This is a genomic window from Gilliamella sp. Pas-s95, assembly GCF_009795795.1.
Lineage (GTDB): Bacteria > Pseudomonadota > Gammaproteobacteria > Enterobacterales > Orbaceae > Gilliamella > Gilliamella bombicola.
This window is the reverse complement of the sequence record NZ_WTFC01000030.1, coordinates 1-18,398: the sequence shown is the minus strand read 5'-3', so window position 1 is coordinate 18,398 and position 18,398 is coordinate 1. Positions and strand designations below refer to the sequence as shown.

The following is an 18,398-nucleotide window of genomic DNA, read 5'->3' as shown; positions in this document are numbered from 1 at the left end:
TTTTGCTCATTGCTCTATTCTCAAGGATAATAGGCACGCTATTAACGACAGAGAGATATGTTATGTTACATCTATTTGCTGAATTAGAATTTTCGACCATTATGCTATTGGTTTTGGCGCTGTTTTTTGTTCTCTTTTATGAAGCAATTAATGGATTTCATGACACAGCTAATGCTGTTGCAACAGTAATTTATACAAGAGCATTAAAGGAACAACTTGCTGTTTTTATGGCTGGTATGTTTAACTTTTTTGGCGTTTTGCTTGGTGGTCTTAGTGTGGCTTATGCTATCGTTCACCTGCTACCTACTGATTTATTACTTAATGTAGGTTCATCACATGGGCTTGCTATGGTCTTTTCTATTTTATTTGCGGCTATCATTTGGAATCTTGGAACATGGTATCTTGGTATTCCAGCATCAAGTTCACATACCCTGATTGGTTCAATTATCGGTGTGGCACTTACTAACGCATTTATTATGGATACATCAATAATAGAAGCGCTTAATATTCCTAAGATGATTCATATCTTTTTATCATTAATTGTTTCTCCTATTGTTGGTCTTGTGGTTGCGGGCTTGATGATTTTTTCTCTGCGGAAATATTGGACACGTAAAAGTCAGAGTAAAAAAAGCAGTAAAAAACGAGAACGTATTTTCATGACGCCAGAACAACGTGAAAAACTCTATGGCAAAAAGAAACCTCCTTTTTGGATTCGTATTATGCTTATAATTTCAGCCGCTGGTGTGAGTTTTTCGCATGGTGCTAATGATGGTCAAAAAGGTATCGGCTTATTGATGTTAGTATTAATGGGGATTGCACCTGCAGGCTTTATTGTTAACATGAGTGCCTCTACCTATGATATTACAAATACGCGCAATGCGATTCACAATATTCAAGAGTACTTTGTTACTCATAACGATGATTTAAATACGATAATTGGTACTCAACCTGCGTTAGACACCAATATTCCAGAAGGTGATTTGAATAAATATCATTGTGATTATTCACGTTCATTTGTCACATTAGGGATTGCTAATCATTTATTTAATAAAATAAATGATTACGACTCACTGACTGTTGAACAACGATCACAAACTAGACGTATATTGTTATGTCTATCTGATACGGTATCTCATGTTGCCAAACAACCGAATGTATCATCAGAAGACAAACAATATCTTAAATCTTTAAAAAATGATTTACTTAAAACAGTAGAGTATGCCCCAATTTGGATTATTGTTGCGGTTGCCTCGGCATTAGCTGTAGGGACTATGATTGGTTGGCGTCGTGTGGCTATTACTATCGGTGAAAAAATTGGTAAAAAAGGCATGACTTACGCACAAGGCGTATCGGCACAAATCACAACAGCTTTATCAATTGGAATTGCAAGTTACACCGGTATGCCAGTATCTACAACTCAAGTTCTTTCTTCATCTGTTGCGGGAACGATGATTGTTGATGGAGGTGGTGTACAAAGTAAAACTATTAAAAATATTGCCTTAACATGGATTTTAACACTTCCGATTTCTATTTTGTTATCTGGGTCACTTTTTTGGCTTGCTCAAAAATTAATTTAGTAGTAAAACTAGTGTATTGGTTTTCAATTTTTTAGGGCATTAACAATAGGAAGGAGTAAAGTATTATGGCTTATAAACATATATTAGTCGCAGTTGATTTATCACCTGAAAGTGAAGTTCTTGTGGAAAAAGCCGTGTCTATGGCTAGGCCATATAATGCTCAAATATCGTTGATTCACGTCGGTATTAATTATTCAGACCTTTACACGGGTTTAGTTGATATTAATATGAATGATATGAAAGATCGTATTGCCGAAGATGCTCATATTGCTTTAAATAAACTCGCCGATGATGCTGGTTACCCTATTGCTCATACTCTTTCTGGTAATGGTGAATTCGGTCAAGTATTAATTGAAGCTATTCACGAATATGGTGCTGATCTTGTAGTGTGTGGTCACCACCAAGATTTTTGGAGTAAATTAATGTCTTCTGCTCGTCAACTTATTAATAATACTCATATTGATACTTTGATCGTTCCATTAAAGGATGAAGAACCAGCCGAAGAGCCAGCTAAATGAAGTTTTAAATACCAACCCGCTTAATTAGCGGGTTTTTTATAGTTATCGTATAACTATTTTGGATTTTAAGAAAAATAAGTGTGTGTTTTAGTCTATTTACTGTTATTTATTTATGCTTGTTGCTGGTTATCGAAATGTACTTAAATTGTGATTTAGCCTATAAGGAGAGCTAATATGAATATCGCTTTAGTTACTGGGGCATCCTCTGGATTTGGACAAGCCATTTGTCGTAAGTTAATTGCTGATGGTTATAAAGTTGTAGGCGTAGCTAGACGTGCGGATAAACTACAAAAACTTGCAGATGAGTTAGGCGTTAATTTTTTACCATTACCATTAGATATAACCCAGAAAGATGCAGTAGAATCTATTTTGTTACAATTGCCTAAAGAATTTCAACCAATTGATATTTTGATTAATAATGCAGGTTTGGCATTAGGTTTAGAACCTGCTTATGAAGCAGATTGTCGTGATTGGGAAACAATGATTGAAACTAACATTATTGGATTAGTGAATTTAACTCGCCAAATTTTACCAGAAATGGTTGAGCGTAATTTTGGTTATATTATTAATCTAGGATCTGTTGCGGGTACTTATGCCTATAAAGGTGGAAATGTTTATGGTGCATCTAAGGCCTTTGTTAAGCAGTTCAGTGCTAATTTGCGTACAGATTTATTAGGTAAAAATATTAGAGTTACCAATATTGAACCTGGATTGTGTGGCGGTACAGAGTTTTCGAATGTACGATTTCATGGTGATGAGCAGAAAGCAGCTGCGGTTTATCAAGGTGTTGAATTTATTACTCCAAAAGATATTGCTAATACGGTTTCTTGGTTGATTAACACGCCAACTCATTTTAATGTTAACTCAATTGAAATAATGCCTGTTGCACAGGCCTCGGCAGGGTTGTCTGTTTGTAAAAAAAATAACTAATAATGTATCCATTGGTTTTGAATATTTCTAGTGTTTTTTATTGAGGATTAAAAAAATAGGTTTGTAAAACAAAATAGACTTGCACTTCTGTTAATGGGTTGTTATTCTTTTGTCTTGTGATTTTGATTGAGGTTTATGGCAATGACATTTTCTGAAGTAACGAAAACATTTGCGACAAGTTTGCCTGGTACAGATAGTTATGTAAAACTAAGAAAGGCAATGAGAACTCTAATTCAAGAAGATCCAAGAAATGCTTCGGTTTATTTTTTGATTTTTGGATTTGCTCGCACATATGTTATGTTATACGAGGATCAGGAAGTATCTCCTCAATTTGCTGAAGATAATCAAAAATTAATGTTATCGTATCTCAATATTTTAGATGAAGCATTAAAGAAACAAGATGCTCAGAGCATATATCACGCGTTGAATAAAGTTGTTAATGAGTATGAAAACAGCAAAAAAGTTTTTTAAAGTAACAGCCTGACATGAAAATGTCGGGCTGTTTTTTTTTAGAGATTAATTTAATATTTTTAGGAAAATTATGATAATTTCAACCAATATGACAGGCATTATTAATACCTTAGGTACTATTACGCGATCTAGGGCGGGTTAATTTTTCCAAAAAATATTCAAAAACCCGCCCCTTAAAGGCGGGTTTTTATTTTGTATGAAAGTAAAGTTGCTAACATAAGCAAAGTAAAAAGTGAAGAATTAAAGATGGAAATAGCGTGATAACACTACAAAATTTTTAATATCTATAAATAAGTACTAAAACAATATATTAAATAATAATGGGCATTAATTAGAATAATAAGTAGGGTGTGATATGAAAGTTTTAAAATTTGGAGGAACATCTGTTGCTAACGCTGAACGTTTTTTTCGCGTTGCAGAGATTATTGAAAATAATGCGAAGCAAGAGCAAACTGCTACTGTTTTATCTGCACCTGCTAAAATTACCAATCATTTAGTTGCAATGGTGGAAAAAACGGTCGCAAAACAAGATATACAAAGTAATATCTATGATGCAGAGAAAATTTTTGCTGAATTATTGGATGGTATTGCAAAAGCACAACCTAATTTTGCTTATGATGAAATGAAGCGTTTTGCACTTGATGAATTAAACACTATTAAGCAATTGCTTGAAGGTATTGGTTTACTTGGTCAATGTCCAGACAGTATTAATGCATCAATTATTTGCCGAGGTGAAAAGCTCTCCATTGCCATTATGCAAGAACTTCTTAAAGCTAAAAATCATTTAGTGACGGTGATTAATCCTGTTGCCATGTTAGTTGCAGAAGGTACCTATTTAGAATCAACTGTTGATATTGCTGAATCTTCACATCGAATTAGTGAAATGCATATTCCACAAGATCATATTATTTTAATGCCAGGGTTTACTGCAGGTAACGAGAAAGGCGAGCTTGTAGTACTTGGTCGTAATGGTTCGGACTACTCTGCTTCGGTATTAGCAGCGTGTTTACGTGCTAATAGCTGTGAAATATGGACAGATGTCGATGGTGTTTATACTTGTGATCCACGTATTGTTCCAGATGCAAAATTACTTAAAACGATGTCTTATCAAGAGGCGATGGAACTTTCATATTTTGGTGCAAAAGTACTTCATCCTAGAACTATTTTACCTATTGCGCAGTTTCAGATCCCTTGTTTAATTAAAAATACTAATAACCCTGATGCACCAGGAACACTTATTGGTGCCAATGTGGTTGATTCAACAACACCTGTAAAAGGTATCACTAATTTAAATAACATGGCAATGATCAATGTCTCAGGTCCTGGATTAAAAGGGATGGTTGGCATGTCGGCTCGAGTTTTTTCTGCAATGTCTTATGCTGGCATTTCAGTTGTACTTATTACTCAATCATCATCCGAATATAGTATTAGCTTTTGTGTACCTCAAACTGAACTTTATCGAGCAGAAGAAGCATTAAGTGATGAATTTTTCTTAGAATTAAAAGATGGATTACTTGAGCCAATTGAGATAATCGAAAAACAGGCAATTATCTCTGTTGTCGGTGATGGGATGCGTACATTACGAGGGTTATCAGCAAACTTTTTTACAGCTCTAGCTAGAGCTAATATTAATATTGTCGCTATTGCGCAAGGTTCATCTGAAAGGTCGATTTCTGTCGTTGTGGATAACGATGTTGCAGTAATGGGCGTACGGGTTGCTCATCAAATGTTGTTTGGTACAGATAAAATGCTAGATGTATTTGTTGTTGGTGTCGGTGGTGTAGGTGGAGCTTTGATTGATCAAATCGGACGACAACAAGAGTGGCTGAAAAACAAACAGATTGATTTGCATGTTTGTGGGCTATTTAATTCTAAACATAGTGTGCTTAATCGTGATGGTATTGATCTTACTAATTGGCGAGAGCAAATTAAACACAGCGAAAATGACTACACATTAGATAGTATTATTGAGTTTTCAAAAAATAATCGATTACTCAATCCAATTTTAGTGGACTGCACTTCTAGTAGTGAAGTGTCTGATAAATATGCAGATTTTTTAGCTAATGGTTTTCATGTTGTTACGCCAAATAAGAAAGCGAATACAAGTTCAATGGCTTATTATTTACGTTTACGCCAAGAAGCGGCAAAAAATAAACGCAAATTTCAATACGACACTAACGTAGGCGCAGGATTGCCTGTCATTGAAAATCTGCAAAATTTATTAAATGCAGGTGATGAACTAATCAAGTTTTCAGGAATTTTGTCGGGATCTCTTTCTTTTATATTTGGTAAACTTGATGAAGGAATGTCGTTGTCAGATGCAACTAAACTTGCTAAAGAAAAAGGTTTTACTGAACCCGATCCTCGTGATGACTTATCGGGCACGGATGTCGCTAGAAAATTATTAATTTTAGCGCGAGAAGCAGGATTACAATTAGAACTAGATCAAATCAATGTTGAATCAGTTCTACCAGCTGAATATGCACAAGGTAGCATTGATGAATTTATGGCTAAATTGCCGCAATTAGATGCAGAGTTTAAAACAAAATATGAACAAGCAGCAAAAGAAGGCAAAGCATTACGTTATGTTGGTAGCATTGAAAATAATCAATGTAGCGTTAAAATCGAGACTATTGATAGTGATGATCCACTATATAAAGTAAAAAATGGTGAAAATGCATTGGCATTTTATACTCGTTATTACCAACCAATTCCGCTAGTTTTACGTGGTTATGGGGCTGGGAATGATGTCACAGCTGCGGGGGTTTTTGCTGATATTTTGCGTACAACATCAGGAAAAATTGGAGGCTAAATGAATCATAAATCATTAACAGTTTACGCGCCTGCTTCGATGGCCAATATTAGTGTTGGTTTTGATATATTAGGTGCAGCAATTAGCCCAATTAGTGGTGTGATGCTTGGTGATTGTATAACGGTTGAAACTGCTAAGGAATTTTCTCTTACTAGCAAAGGTCAATTTGTTAAAAAATTACCACGCGATCCCAAATATAATATTGTATTTCAATGTTGGCAACGTTTCTGCCAAGCAATGGGTAGAACGTTACCAGTTAGTATGATACTTGAAAAAAACATGCCAATTGGATCTGGATTAGGCTCAAGTGCCTGTTCAGTAGTCGGAGCATTTGTTGCTTTAAATGCGTTTTTTGATAAACCATTTAATCAGTTTGAATTACTTTCGATGATGGGTGAGCTTGAAGGGCGGATTTCCGGTAGTGTACATTATGATAATGTTGCACCCTGCTATTTAGGCGGTATGCAACTTATCCTTAATGAAATGGGTATAATTAGTGAACCTATACCTCATTTTGAAGATTGGTACTGGGTTATGGCATATCCTGGTATAAAAGTATCAACCGCTGAGGCTCGTGCCATTTTACCCGCCTTGTACCAAAAATCAGATTGTGTTGCACATGGTCGATATGTTGGTGGATTTATTCATGCCTGTTATACCAAGCGATCAGAATTGGCAGCATCAATGTTATGTGACAATATTGCCGAACCTTATCGTAAACAGTTATTACCTAATTTTGATGAAACACAAAAACGAGTCAAACAGCTAGGCGCATTAGCGTCGGGGATTTCAGGTTCAGGCCCAACGATGTTTGTTGTGGCAGATAAGCTTGAAACGGCAAGGCAGATCGAATCACTACTTCAGCATTGTTATTTACAAAATGATGAAGGTTTTACTCATATTTGTAAAATTGATACTCAAGGAGCAAAAGTTATTTAATTTGATTTTTTAAAAATTAAAAAATACTCCAATTTCTTACTGATTAAGCTGATATCAGAAAGAGTGAACAATGAAAGCATAAAGATAATCGGAAAATATTATGAAATTGTATAACTTAAAAGATCATTCACAGCAAGTTAACTTTGCACAAGCAGTACAGCAAGGATTGGGAAGGGAGCAAGGTTTATTTTTCCCTGAAACACTACCTAAATTTTCTGCAAATGACATTGAATCACTATTAAAACTGGATTTTGTGACTCGTAGCGCCAAAATCTTATCTGCTTTTATTGGCGATGAGATCTGCTTTGATGATATGCACAGGCTAGTTAAAAATGCATTCCAATTTCCTGCACCTGTAAAATCAATAGAAGCAGACATAGGGTCACTAGAACTCTATCATGGGCCAACGCTAGCATTTAAAGATTTTGGTGGGCGTTTTATGGCGCAAGCGTTAGTCCAAGTTGCAGCAGATAAAAAAATTACTATCTTAACAGCTACATCAGGTGATACCGGAGCTGCTGTTGCCCATGCCTTTTACCATTTGCCTAATATTCGTGTAGTAATTTTATATCCAGAAGGAAAAATCAGCCCTTTACAAGAAAAGCTATTTTGTACACTTGGCGATAATATTCACACTATTGCTATTCAAAGTGACTTTGATGCATGCCAAGCTTTGGTAAAAAAAGCATTTGATGATGAAGAGTTGAAAGTTGCCATTGGGTTAAACTCGGCTAACTCAATTAATATCAGTCGATTATTAGCTCAAATCTGTTATTACTTTGAAGCTTTTGCACAGCTAACACCAGCGCAACGTGAACAGTTAGTCATTTCTGTGCCAAGCGGTAATTTTGGTGATTTAACTGCTGGTTTACTGGCTAAAACAATGGGTTTACCAATTAAACGTTTTATTGCTGCAACTAATGCAAATGATACAGTGCCACGATATTTAGTAACGGGTAAATGGGAACCTCATGCCACCATTGCAACACTATCTAATGCAATGGATGTTAGCCAACCCAATAATTGGCCTCGAATTGAAGAGATTTATGATCGTGAAGGTTGGGCTCTTAAATCACTTGGTCATGCAGCCGTGTCAGATGAAATTTCTAAACAAACAGTTCGTGAACTTGATAGAAAGGGTTATTTGTCTGAACCACATGGTGCAATCGCTTACCGCGCACTTCGTGATCAGTTGCAAGAGGGCGAATATGGTCTTTTCTTAGGTACTGCCCATCCGGCTAAATTTAAAGAAGTGGTTGAAGACATTCTAGGTAAATCTATTCCACTTCCTAAAGCATTAGCTGAACGGGCCGATATGACGTTACTTTCTCATTATATGCCTGATGATTTTGATAAATTGAGGAATTTTTTAATTAAATTAGATTGGTAGGTTGTTTTCCCGTCGCTATTTTAGCGACGGATTCATTTTTATAAGATTTCAAAAAATTTTATCCATTTAATTCATCAGTTGATGTTATTAATATTTAATAAATATTTAGTATAACTCTTAGCAATGATGTTTATTTTTTAGTTTATCATTCCTTAATATAAGTGATTAGTGTAGATTATGGGCCGATAAAATTTGTCTAAAACAGTAATTTTAAATTGAACATATTAACCCGACTTGTTATAAAAGAATCCTTGTTTAAATTAATATTTTCGGCTATTTTAGTATGAATTATAACATTGTTAGGATATTTTTTTATGTACTGCCCGTTTTGTAATGCAGATGATACAAAAGTGATTGATTCTCGGCTTGTTGGAGAAGGCTTTCAAGTCCGTCGAAGACGACAATGTGTCGAATGTAATGAACGTTTTACGACATTTGAAGTCGCTGAATTAATAATGCCAAATGTTATTAAAAGTAATAAAATTCGCGAACCATTTAATGAAGATAAGTTACGTAATGGTATTAAAAGGGCTCTTGAAAAGCGTCCAGTTGGTTTTGATGCCATTGAAGATGCAATTACACGTATAAAATCTAAACTTAGAGCAACTGGTGAACGTGAGGTTCCTGCAAAATTAATTGGTGACTATGTGATTGAAGAACTGAAAAATTTGGATAAAGTCGCTTATATTCGTTTTGCCTCGGTTTATTTTAGCTTTGATGATATTGAGCAATTTAGTAACGAAATTGCGAAGTTACAACAAAAATAATCATTTATATGAACATAATTTGTGATAATGATCTATTTTATATGCAACAAGCGATAGAACTTGCTAAATTAGGGCGTTTTACCACAACCCCAAATCCAAATGTTGGTTGCATAATTGTTAAAAATAACCAAATTATTGGTAAAGGCTATCATAAAAAAGCAGGGCAACCACATGCTGAAGTATATGCGCTACAAATGGCTGGTGATGAGGCGAAAGGTTCTACTGCTTATGTAACGTTAGAGCCTTGTAGTCATTTTGGTAGAACTCCTCCTTGTGCAGATGCTTTGATTAAAGCGAAACTTAAACGTGTTGTTATTGCAATGCAAGACCCTAATCCAACTGTTGCCGGTAATGGTATTAAACGATTAAGTGATGCGGGAATTGAAGTCACAGTAGGAGTTTTAACTGAACAAGCCGAAGAACTTAATAAAGGTTTTTTGAAACGGATGCGAACAGGTATGCCGTACGTACAACTTAAATTGGCAACATCACTAGATGGTAAAATCGCCATGGCATCAGGTGAAAGTAAGTGGATTACTTCAAGTGTTGCAAGGCAGGATGTACAAAAATTTAGAGCTCAATCCTGCTGTATTTTAAGTACCAGAGCTACGGTACAATCGGATAACGCTAGTCTTACAGTTCGAGATGCGGAATTACCTGATGATATCAAGCAAATTTATTCTTCCGAAAAGATTCGGCAACCAGTGCGTATTATTATTGATGGTCAAAATAAACTCACAGGGGATGAAAATATCTTTAAGCAATTAGGTGAAACATGGATCGTGCGGAAGCAAGATATTCCTGTTACTAAACCAAATACAAAGTTAATCATTGAGTCATCAACGAATAAGAAGATTAATTTGACTAAATTATTTTATTTATTAGCTAACAACAAGCAAATAAATTCTATTTGGGTTGAAGCTGGTGCTCACCTAGCAGGGGCATTGATAGAACAAGATTTAGTCGATGAATTGATTATCTATTACGCGCCTAAATTACTAGGCCATAATGCGAAAGACATGTGTATATTGCCTCACTTACAGAATTTGTCAATGGCACCAAATTTTCGATTTAAATCAGCTACTATGGTCGGTGACGATTTACGAGTTATTTTAAAAAAGTGAACCTCATCTCAGTTGTAAAAAGTGTTGAGTTTCTAGAGTGATAATTTAATTGTTAACTTATTTACTTTTGGTCTCCAAACGAAGATAAATGTTAAAAATTCACATGTTAATCTTTTGTTTGCGGTTGATAAGTTGTATGATAAATTTTATTATCATTAATATTAAGTAGTCATCTGTAACATAGGAAGTGAACATTGGCTAGAGTATCTTCAGCCTTATTGAAACGTCGATTGGAAATCGCAGAAATTGTTCGTATACGTGGTGAAGTTAAAGTTGAAGAATTATCTGAGCAGCTTCAGGTTTCAAATGTGACAATTCGCCAAGATCTAACTTATCTAGAACAACAAGGTTATTTGAAACGTTTTTTTGGCGGTGCAAGTTATATTTCACCTGAGGATTTTATTAATAGCACACCAAATATATTTTCCTGTCAGCGTTATTCAGGAATTAAAACTGATAGTGGTGACGTGAATTTTGTAAAAACTTGTTTAAGTTATATTAATGATGGCGATACTCTTTTTTTGAGTCATGGACGTTTAATTAGAAAGTTAATTCCTTTTTTGCATAATAAAAAGTCATTGAAAGTGATTATGAATGATATTAATAATGCACAATTGGTTAAAGAATTTTCTGATGCTGAAGTAATTCTTATCGGAGGGGTTTTACTTGAGGGAAATGTTCTACAAAATAATAATCCTTTAACTCAATTTCCCATTTCACATTTTATTTTCGAATTTTCCGCTATCAATACGAATAATCACTTGGTGATTGAAAATATTGAACATCAGAAAACTTATCAACAAATACTAAAAATTGCTGAACATACCATTGGTATTTTGCCACCTCAAGAAGAGGTTTGTGATAGTCACAGTATTGGAAAATTAAAACACATGGATGTCGTTATATTATCAAGACATGCTGTTACTGAATATCATCAACAATTGATAGACTCTAATTTTAAGCAGCTTGCAGTAAATAAATATTGTGTGACTTATCATAATTCACTTTAGGTATAAATAATATGAATGTTAAAATTTGTACAATTGGAGAGTTGCTTGTTGAATTTATTGCAAAAGAGCCCAATCAAAGGTTCGATGAAATTGGTGAATTTACAGGTCCTCATCCCAGTGGTGCTCCAGCAATATTTGCTGCTCAGGTGGCAAAATTGGGGGGGGCTGTAGTTTTTTTTAGTTGTGTTGGCAGAGATGTATTTGGGAAAATGTGCATTGATCGACTAAAACAGGATGGTGTTATTATTGATGGTATTACTATTCATAATAAAGCTATTACAGGTAGCACTTTTGTTGTTAATAAAAATATTAGTGAAAAAGATTTCATTTTTAATATTCCCAATAGTGCCTGCGGTTTAATTTCATTCCACCATATTAATGAAAACTTATTAAATGATTGTAATCATTTACATGTTATGGGGTCATCATTATATTCTTTTCGTGCCATCGATGCGATGCGTAAAGCGCTTGATATTATCAAGAGTAATGGAGGAACAATTTCTTTTGATCCTAATTTACATAAAGAAATGTTAGATATCCCTGAAATGGGGCAATCTTTTGATTATATTTTGGAATATGCTGATATATTTTTACTTAGTAAATGCGAAGTGCGTTATTTTGCAAATAATAATGATGAAAGCGAAAAGGAAACTATATTAAGTCTGTTTAAAAAAGGCATTAAACATATAGTGATCAAAAATGGAGCTCAAGGTGCTAATTATTATGGATATGACGAACAAAATAACTTTAAAATAATTCATGTTGATGGTTTCTTGAGCGATATAGTTGATTGTAGTGGGGCAACCTATTGTTTTGACGCAACATTTGTAAGTTTAATGTTAGCAGGTTTTTCTATCGAAAAAGCATTAGAATATGCAAATGCAAGTTGTGCGTTAGCTGCTGCTAAAAAAGGTCCGATGGAAGGAATATCATCATTTATTGAAATTGAAACATTTATCTCTAAGAATATACCTAGATCGGTTTAATTTCATCAATTTTTATTTTTCTAACCTAATAAAAAAATCCCAATAACAATGTTATTGGGAAAACATAAGGAATAGGAAAACAATGAAATAAATGCATTGTCGGATTGTATTATGCACTTTTTATGGGAAAATGTGTGTAAAGGGAAGTGAATTATTACTTAAATAGTTAGTGCTTATTTTGTTAAATAACCGTAAAGAAAGATTTTTTTATTATCTTAAAAAGTAACTGTTTAATTGAACTATAAAAAAAGTTCTAATAGTGAATTTAGAAATAACTTCCCACAATCAGTTATTTGCCAGTTTTGTGTGTCTTCAATTAAATAATTTCTTTCAATGGCGGTTGCTATTTGTTTCTCTACTGTTTGTAAAGGTAAATAAGTTCGTTGTTCAAATTCATGTTTAGGTGTTGGTTCAAAAAGCCTAAAACGATTCATAAAAAATTCAAAGGGTAGTTCTTCTTTTGCTACCGTATAATACTTATCCAAATAGCGTCCTTCTAAATACCCCTTTGGATGACGAGTTTTTATGGTGCGAATAACTTTGCCATCAGGTTGTGTTAATTTACCATGAGCACCACATCCAATGCCTAAATAGTCTCCAAATCGCCAATAATTTAAATTATGTTGGCATTGTAAATCCTCTTTAGCATAAGCCGAGGTTTCATATTGCTGGTAACCATGTTTTGTTAATAATTGATGACCTTGTTGATAAATTTCCCAAAGTTTATCGTCATCAGGCAAAACGGGAGGCTTTGATCCAAATAGTGTATTGGGTTCAATAGTCAATTGATACCAAGACAAATGAGGTGGTGCGATAGCAATGGCTTGTTCTAAGTCATATATGGCATCATCAATACTTTGATTTGGCAAGCCATGCATTAAATCTAAATTAAAACTTCTTAAATTTAATGTTTGGGCTAGTTTTCCTGCTGCGATTGCTTCTTTGGGATCATGTATCCGCCCTAATTTAACCAGCTTATCGGCTTGAAAACTTTGCACACCGATTGATATGCGATTTATACCTGCTTGCTGATAGCCATTGAATCTTTCTATATCTACAGAATTAGGATTGGCTTCAATGGTGATTTCTGCATTCTTATTTATGGGGATAATCTTATTTATATTCAATAATAATTTATCAATTAATTCAGCAGAAAACAGGCTTGGTGTCCCTCCGCCAATAAAAATTGAATGAATTGAACGGTTTGAACAAAAAACAGCATCATGCTGTAAATCTTTAATCAAATGCTCTATATAAGCTGCATAATCTGGCGTTTTTTTTACGGTATGTGAATTAAAATCACAATAAGGACATTTTTGTACGCACCATGGCATATGAATATACAAACTCATTGGGATTTTATACATAAACGTAGTCTTTCCTGAAACTTTTTAACAAAAATAACCCGTGTGTTACCTTATTTTTTTATAGTGCGCTATTTTACTCCAATTTATTAAAAAAAGCTTTTGGCATCTATAGTGTTTTCATTATTAAGTTAAAAAGCGTACAATCATCGATAAATTTTGATATTAATGGTTGATTAAATTTATTATTTAGGAGTAAGTATGAGTATGTATAAAGCAATTTTAGATAGTAGCTTATCAGGCGTATCACTAAGCTCATCGGTTAAGCAATCGACTTATGGTGAACTCCCCGTTGTGGTTATTAACCATAAAACTTGCAAGGCAGCGGTTACATTACAAGGTGCTCATTTGTTATTTTGGCAGCCTGCTACTGAACAAACCCCAGTTGTTTGGCTAAGCGACAAAACAAATTTTAAACAAGGGGTGGCTATTCGAGGTGGAGTACCTGTTTGCTGGCCATGGTTTGGTCAGTTAGGAAATCCTTCTCATGGTTTTGCGCGTATTGTTGAATGGCAATTAGATTCTTGTAAAGAGGATGACAATGGTGTTGATCTCATTTTGTCACTCACGAATAATCAGCAGACAGAACCTTATTGTCGCCAACCTTTTACTGTGTCATTAAATCTTCATTTAGGTAAAACTTGTGAAGTTACTTTAAGCAGTTTTGCTGACTTTGATGTAACTAGTGCGCTACATACTTATTTTGGTATTGATAATATTGACCATGTTGTTGTCAAAGGTTTAGGTGAAACTTATCAAGAACGACTTGCTGTTGAAAACAAACCGGTGACAGTAGGTCAATTGACTTTTAATCAAGAAGTCGATCGTATTTACACTGATGCGAGTAAACAACTAACGATAACTGATGGTATCCGAACAATTCGATTAACCAACACTAATGTCAGTGATGTAGTTACTTGGAATCCATGGATAAATAAAGCTAAAGCAATGGCAGATTTTGGTGATGACGAATATAAATCAATGGTTTGTGTTGAAGCCGGTTGTATTACAAAACCATTGAAATCATCTTCCAATAAGAAATCAACTTATGGTTTTCTTATAGAAGTGATCTAATCGTTCATATTTTATACCACATACGCAATCAATGTTTTACTCAATTTGTAATATGATTAATTGATTGCGTTTACAGAGATAACACTTTATAATCCACATCACTTTTTAAAGTGCTAGTTTGATAGTCAACTACTGGGTCGCCTGTAATTGGCTTTTATTTTAAATCATTAAGAGAAATAAATATGTTTACATTTAAAGCTGAAGTTAGAAAAGAGCATGGTAAGGGTGCGAGCCGCCGCCTGCGTCACGCTGGTCAATTCCCAGCCATTATTTATGGTGGAACTGAACCTGCAATCTCTGTTGTGCTTGATCACAACCAAATCTTTAATATGCAAGAAAAACCAGAATTTTATTCTGAAGTGTTAACTATCGAGGTTGACGGCAAAGCAGTTAAAGTAAAAGTACAAGCAGTACAACGTCATGCATTTAAACCAAAATTAGTTCATATGGATTTTGTACGCGTATAATTTATATATTGGAATATTATCCAATTATTTGTTTTAAAAAAGGTCACCACAGTGGTGACCTTTTTGTTTTAGGGCAAATGTAGGCTAATGCCTATTGTTATGATTTAGCCTGTACACTAACCATCCAACATAATAGAATAATTACATTATACCATCCTAGGAGAAAACCATGTCTGATATCCCAGCTTGCGATTTAGTTATTTTTGGTGCTAAAGGGGATTTGACAAGACGTAAATTACTACCGTCTTTATATCAACTAGAAAAATATGGAAAACTACCTGAACAAACTAAGATTTTAGGCGTAGGACGCGCTGATTGGGATCATGCTGCTTATTGTGAAGTTGCAAAAGATGCACTTATTTCATTTATGCCGGAGTCGTTAGACGATAGTATTTGGCAACGATTTAGTCAACGATTGGATTTTCATAAACTAGATGTTAATGATAGCGCTGGTTTTGAACGATTGAAAAATAAACTTGATTCAGGTCATCCCGCTATTTTCTATTTTGCAATGCACCCAGGTACTTTTGGGACGATTTGCCAAGGTTTAGCTGCTGCTGGATTAAATCAATCACAAAACCGTATTGTGATGGAAAAGCCGCTTGGAACTGATTTGCAATCATCTCGCGAAATCAATGATTCGGTGGCTAAATTCTTTAGCGAATCGCAAGTCTATCGTATTGATCATTACTTAGGGAAAGAATCAGTACTAAATCTTTTAGCCTTACGTTTTGCTAATACAGTGTTTGCGTCATTTTGGGATCGTAATTCTATTGATCATGTCGAAATTACGGTGGCAGAACAAGTTGGCATTGAAGGACGTTGGGGGTATTTTGATAAAGCTGGTCAAATGCGTGATATGGTGCAAAATCATTTATTACAAATATTAACCATGATTGCAATGTCACCACCTGCTAACCTTGAAGATGATAGTTTACGTAGTGAAAAGATAGCTGTACTAAATGCCCTTAGACCAATTGATAAAACCAATATACGCGAAAAAGTGGTTCGTGGACAATATACAGCAGGATTTGTTAATGGTGTTAATGTACCGGGCTATTTAGAAGAAGACGGCGCAAATCAAAAAAGCAATACCGAAACATTTGTTGCCATTCGAGTTGATATTGATAACTGGCGTTGGGCGGGCGTTCCATTTTATTTACGTACAGGTAAGCGTTTACCGAGCAAATGTTCTGAAGTTGTTGTTTATTTTAAACCATTACCACTTAATCTATTTAGTGAATTTTATCCACAATTACCACAAAATAAATTGACGATTCGTTTACAACCTGATGAAGGAATGGATATTGAAATTCTAAACAAAGTACCTGGGTTAGATAGCACTCACAATCTGCAAACCACAAAACTTGATTTAAGTTTCAGCGAAACTTTTCACCAACAAAGCGCTGATGCTTATGAGCGTTTATTACTTGAAGTTATGCGAGGGCGCCAAGCGTTATTTGTTCATCGTGATGAAGTTGAAGCAGCATGGAAATGGGTTGATTCAATTATTAGTGCATGGGAAACAGAAAATGAACCACCAAAAACTTACCAAGCGGGCACTTGGGGACCCGTCGCATCGGTTGCCTTAATCACTAAAGATGGGCATTCATGGCACGAATTTGAATAAAGGAAAAGTAACTATGTTTACGTTAAATAAATATCAAAATAGTCAGTTATTGATCGAAGATTTAACCTCACATATTGTCAATGAATTAAAACAGGCAATTGTACAAAAAGGACATGCTTCTATTGCGGTTTCGGGAGGTAAAACACCTATTCCATTATTTGTTTCACTAAGTCAACAAAATATAGAATGGAGCCGAGTTTTTATTACGTTAGTTGATGATCGATGGGTTGATGATAATGATGATGCCAGTAACGAAAAGTTAGTGATGACGCATTTATTACAAAACAATGCAAAATTGGCTAATTTTGTCGGTTTAAAAAACAGTTATGATAATCCATTTGATGGCGCTGAAATGACTGACAGGATGTTAGATAAAATTCCGATGCCATTTGATGTAATTGTTTTAGGTATGGGTGAAGATGGACATACCGCTTCATTATTCCCAGGTGCAGCTAATTTAGCAGCTGGTTTAGATATGAAATCAGGTCGAAAAGTTGTCGGAATGACGCCATTAACAGCACCACTAGATCGTATTACCTTAACGTTACCCACTATTTTAAATAGTAAAAATATCTATCTACATTTGGTTGGTGAAAGCAAAATGCATGTGTTAGAACAAGCAAAAAAAGATAATGATGTCAATCAAATGCCTATTCGTGCTGTGTTACAGCAAAACAAAGTTAATGTAACGGTATTTTGGACTGCATCTTGAGTTTTGCGTATTTTCCTATTAAAGGTGAAGATTGATTCTGTGACTAAATTCTATATAGGGATGATCATAAATCAAATTTCTCTGGTAGCAAATCCGCTTTGAGTGATCGAATCTCAAAGCGATTTATTGTTTTCACCTCATGGTTAAAATAATCCTCTAAAAACTCATAAGATTTTTTCTTGAAAACACTTTATGCAGTTTAACCGTATTATAAAAGTAAATAACTAAATGTTTGCCGATTATATTTCATCTCAATTAAAAGTACATATCACTCTTTTTGATTTTCAAACAGTATAGACTCCCGAATTCTTTTACTAAAAACATAACCTAACAAGTTAGTAAGAGTGTAAATATCACCATGTTTAGTAACATTGCTCACACAGAAAATAGTGCTACTCGTTTTAGTTTCTTTTATTCAATAAAAAGTATGATAACCATTGTATTAATCAAAATCAGTTTTTAGAGAATTATTGGGATTATTGAGTGAACCCCCCAGCGTTTCTTATAGATTATAGTATATTTACCCGCTTTGATTTTTTTGTTACCTAGATTACACCATGAAGTGCAATTTTTCTTAGCTCCTTTGAATAAAAGGAGGCAGGGCTTTTAAACTTATGCCGTTTTCTT

At 34.5% G+C, this 18,398-nt stretch carries 16 protein-coding genes; 15 read left to right on the top strand and 1 reads right to left on the bottom strand.

From position 1 onward, the window contains the following. Positions 1–62: 62 nt before the first annotated feature. The 11 genes from pitA (at position 63) to GQ598_RS08570 (ending at position 12,524) form a co-directional block, all read left to right on the top strand. The gene (gene pitA, locus GQ598_RS08620) at positions 63–1,577 is read left to right on the top strand and encodes an inorganic phosphate transporter PitA (protein ID WP_160403707.1); all 1,515 of its coding nucleotides are present in this window, start codon (positions 63–65) and stop codon (positions 1,575–1,577) included. Between the two features lie 65 nt (positions 1,578–1,642). Continuing rightward, entirely contained in the window at positions 1,643–2,095 is a 453-nt protein-coding gene (gene uspA, locus GQ598_RS08615; RefSeq protein ID WP_160403705.1) for a universal stress protein UspA, read from the top strand. Positions 2,096–2,269: 174 nt separating this feature from the next. Beyond that, complete coding sequence (locus tag GQ598_RS08610; protein WP_160403703.1) at positions 2,270–3,025, top strand: SDR family oxidoreductase; 756 nt, start codon at positions 2,270–2,272, stop codon at positions 3,023–3,025. Between the two features lie 141 nt (positions 3,026–3,166). After that, positions 3,167–3,496 carry a hypothetical protein gene (locus tag GQ598_RS08605; protein WP_160403701.1) on the top strand — a complete coding sequence of 110 codons (330 nt, stop codon included), beginning with the start codon at positions 3,167–3,169 and terminating at the stop codon, positions 3,494–3,496. A gap of 355 nt (positions 3,497–3,851) precedes the next feature. After that, the gene (thrA, locus tag GQ598_RS08600; protein WP_160403700.1) at positions 3,852–6,308 is read left to right on the top strand and encodes a bifunctional aspartate kinase/homoserine dehydrogenase I; all 2,457 of its coding nucleotides are present in this window, start codon (positions 3,852–3,854) and stop codon (positions 6,306–6,308) included. Next, entirely contained in the window at positions 6,309–7,247 is a 939-nt protein-coding gene (thrB, locus tag GQ598_RS08595) for a homoserine kinase (protein ID WP_160403698.1), read from the top strand. It abuts the gene before it with no gap. A gap of 100 nt (positions 7,248–7,347) precedes the next feature. Then, positions 7,348–8,637, top strand: a complete 1,290-nt coding sequence (thrC, locus tag GQ598_RS08590; RefSeq protein ID WP_160403696.1) for a threonine synthase — start codon at positions 7,348–7,350, stop codon at positions 8,635–8,637. A 314-nt stretch (positions 8,638–8,951) separates the two neighbouring features. Continuing rightward, positions 8,952–9,404 carry a transcriptional regulator NrdR gene (gene nrdR / locus GQ598_RS08585; protein ID WP_160403694.1) on the top strand — a complete coding sequence of 151 codons (453 nt, stop codon included), beginning with the start codon at positions 8,952–8,954 and terminating at the stop codon, positions 9,402–9,404. Between the two features lie 8 nt (positions 9,405–9,412). Beyond that, complete coding sequence (ribD, locus tag GQ598_RS08580) at positions 9,413–10,528, top strand: bifunctional diaminohydroxyphosphoribosylaminopyrimidine deaminase/5-amino-6-(5-phosphoribosylamino)uracil reductase RibD (protein ID WP_160403692.1); 1,116 nt, start codon at positions 9,413–9,415, stop codon at positions 10,526–10,528. A 194-nt stretch (positions 10,529–10,722) separates the two neighbouring features. Then, complete coding sequence (locus GQ598_RS08575) at positions 10,723–11,538, top strand: DeoR/GlpR family DNA-binding transcription regulator (RefSeq protein WP_160403690.1); 816 nt, start codon at positions 10,723–10,725, stop codon at positions 11,536–11,538. A gap of 11 nt (positions 11,539–11,549) precedes the next feature. Next, complete coding sequence (locus GQ598_RS08570) at positions 11,550–12,524, top strand: sugar kinase (RefSeq protein WP_160403688.1); 975 nt, start codon at positions 11,550–11,552, stop codon at positions 12,522–12,524. Positions 12,525–12,763: 239 nt separating this feature from the next. Here the strand turns inward: GQ598_RS08570 and hemW are convergent, their stop codons facing one another. Further along, positions 12,764–13,891 carry a radical SAM family heme chaperone HemW gene (hemW, locus tag GQ598_RS08565; protein ID WP_160403686.1) on the bottom strand — a complete coding sequence of 376 codons (1,128 nt, stop codon included), beginning with the start codon at positions 13,889–13,891 and terminating at the stop codon, positions 12,764–12,766. A gap of 198 nt (positions 13,892–14,089) precedes the next feature. On the opposite strand from hemW, the gene GQ598_RS08560 reads away from it, so the two are divergent. The 4 genes from GQ598_RS08560 (at position 14,090) to pgl (ending at position 17,771) form a co-directional block, all read left to right on the top strand. After that, positions 14,090–14,962: a D-hexose-6-phosphate mutarotase gene (locus tag GQ598_RS08560; RefSeq protein ID WP_160403684.1), complete on the top strand. Its 873-nt coding sequence runs from the start codon at positions 14,090–14,092 to the stop codon at positions 14,960–14,962. A gap of 182 nt (positions 14,963–15,144) precedes the next feature. Beyond that, entirely contained in the window at positions 15,145–15,429 is a 285-nt protein-coding gene (gene rplY / locus GQ598_RS08555) for a 50S ribosomal protein L25 (RefSeq protein WP_065637261.1), read from the top strand. 169 nt (positions 15,430–15,598) lie between these two features. Then, the gene (gene zwf, locus GQ598_RS08550; protein ID WP_160403681.1) at positions 15,599–17,059 is read left to right on the top strand and encodes a glucose-6-phosphate dehydrogenase; all 1,461 of its coding nucleotides are present in this window, start codon (positions 15,599–15,601) and stop codon (positions 17,057–17,059) included. Between the two features lie 13 nt (positions 17,060–17,072). Further along, the gene (gene pgl, locus GQ598_RS08545) at positions 17,073–17,771 is read left to right on the top strand and encodes a 6-phosphogluconolactonase (RefSeq protein ID WP_160403679.1); all 699 of its coding nucleotides are present in this window, start codon (positions 17,073–17,075) and stop codon (positions 17,769–17,771) included. Positions 17,772–18,398 lie beyond the last annotated feature (627 nt).

Coding starts and splice junctions, on each gene's coding strand:
- thrC (WP_160403696.1), top strand. CDS start 7,348: ATGAAATTGTATAACTTAAAAGATCATTCACAGCAAGTTAACTTTGCA.
- GQ598_RS08605 (WP_160403701.1), top strand. CDS start 3,167: ATGACATTTTCTGAAGTAACGAAAACATTTGCGACAAGTTTGCCTGGT.
- GQ598_RS08570 (WP_160403688.1), top strand. CDS start 11,550: ATGAATGTTAAAATTTGTACAATTGGAGAGTTGCTTGTTGAATTTATT.
- nrdR (WP_160403694.1), top strand. CDS start 8,952: ATGTACTGCCCGTTTTGTAATGCAGATGATACAAAAGTGATTGATTCT.
- rplY (WP_065637261.1), top strand. CDS start 15,145: ATGTTTACATTTAAAGCTGAAGTTAGAAAAGAGCATGGTAAGGGTGCG.
- ribD (WP_160403692.1), top strand. CDS start 9,413: ATGAACATAATTTGTGATAATGATCTATTTTATATGCAACAAGCGATA.
- GQ598_RS08560 (WP_160403684.1), top strand. CDS start 14,090: ATGAGTATGTATAAAGCAATTTTAGATAGTAGCTTATCAGGCGTATCA.
- thrB (WP_160403698.1), top strand. CDS start 6,309: ATGAATCATAAATCATTAACAGTTTACGCGCCTGCTTCGATGGCCAAT.
- GQ598_RS08610 (WP_160403703.1), top strand. CDS start 2,270: ATGAATATCGCTTTAGTTACTGGGGCATCCTCTGGATTTGGACAAGCC.
- pitA (WP_160403707.1), top strand. CDS start 63: ATGTTACATCTATTTGCTGAATTAGAATTTTCGACCATTATGCTATTG.
- thrA (WP_160403700.1), top strand. CDS start 3,852: ATGAAAGTTTTAAAATTTGGAGGAACATCTGTTGCTAACGCTGAACGT.
- hemW (WP_160403686.1), bottom strand. CDS start 13,891: ATGTATAAAATCCCAATGAGTTTGTATATTCATATGCCATGGTGCGTA.
- pgl (WP_160403679.1), top strand. CDS start 17,073: ATGTTTACGTTAAATAAATATCAAAATAGTCAGTTATTGATCGAAGAT.
- uspA (WP_160403705.1), top strand. CDS start 1,643: ATGGCTTATAAACATATATTAGTCGCAGTTGATTTATCACCTGAAAGT.
- zwf (WP_160403681.1), top strand. CDS start 15,599: ATGTCTGATATCCCAGCTTGCGATTTAGTTATTTTTGGTGCTAAAGGG.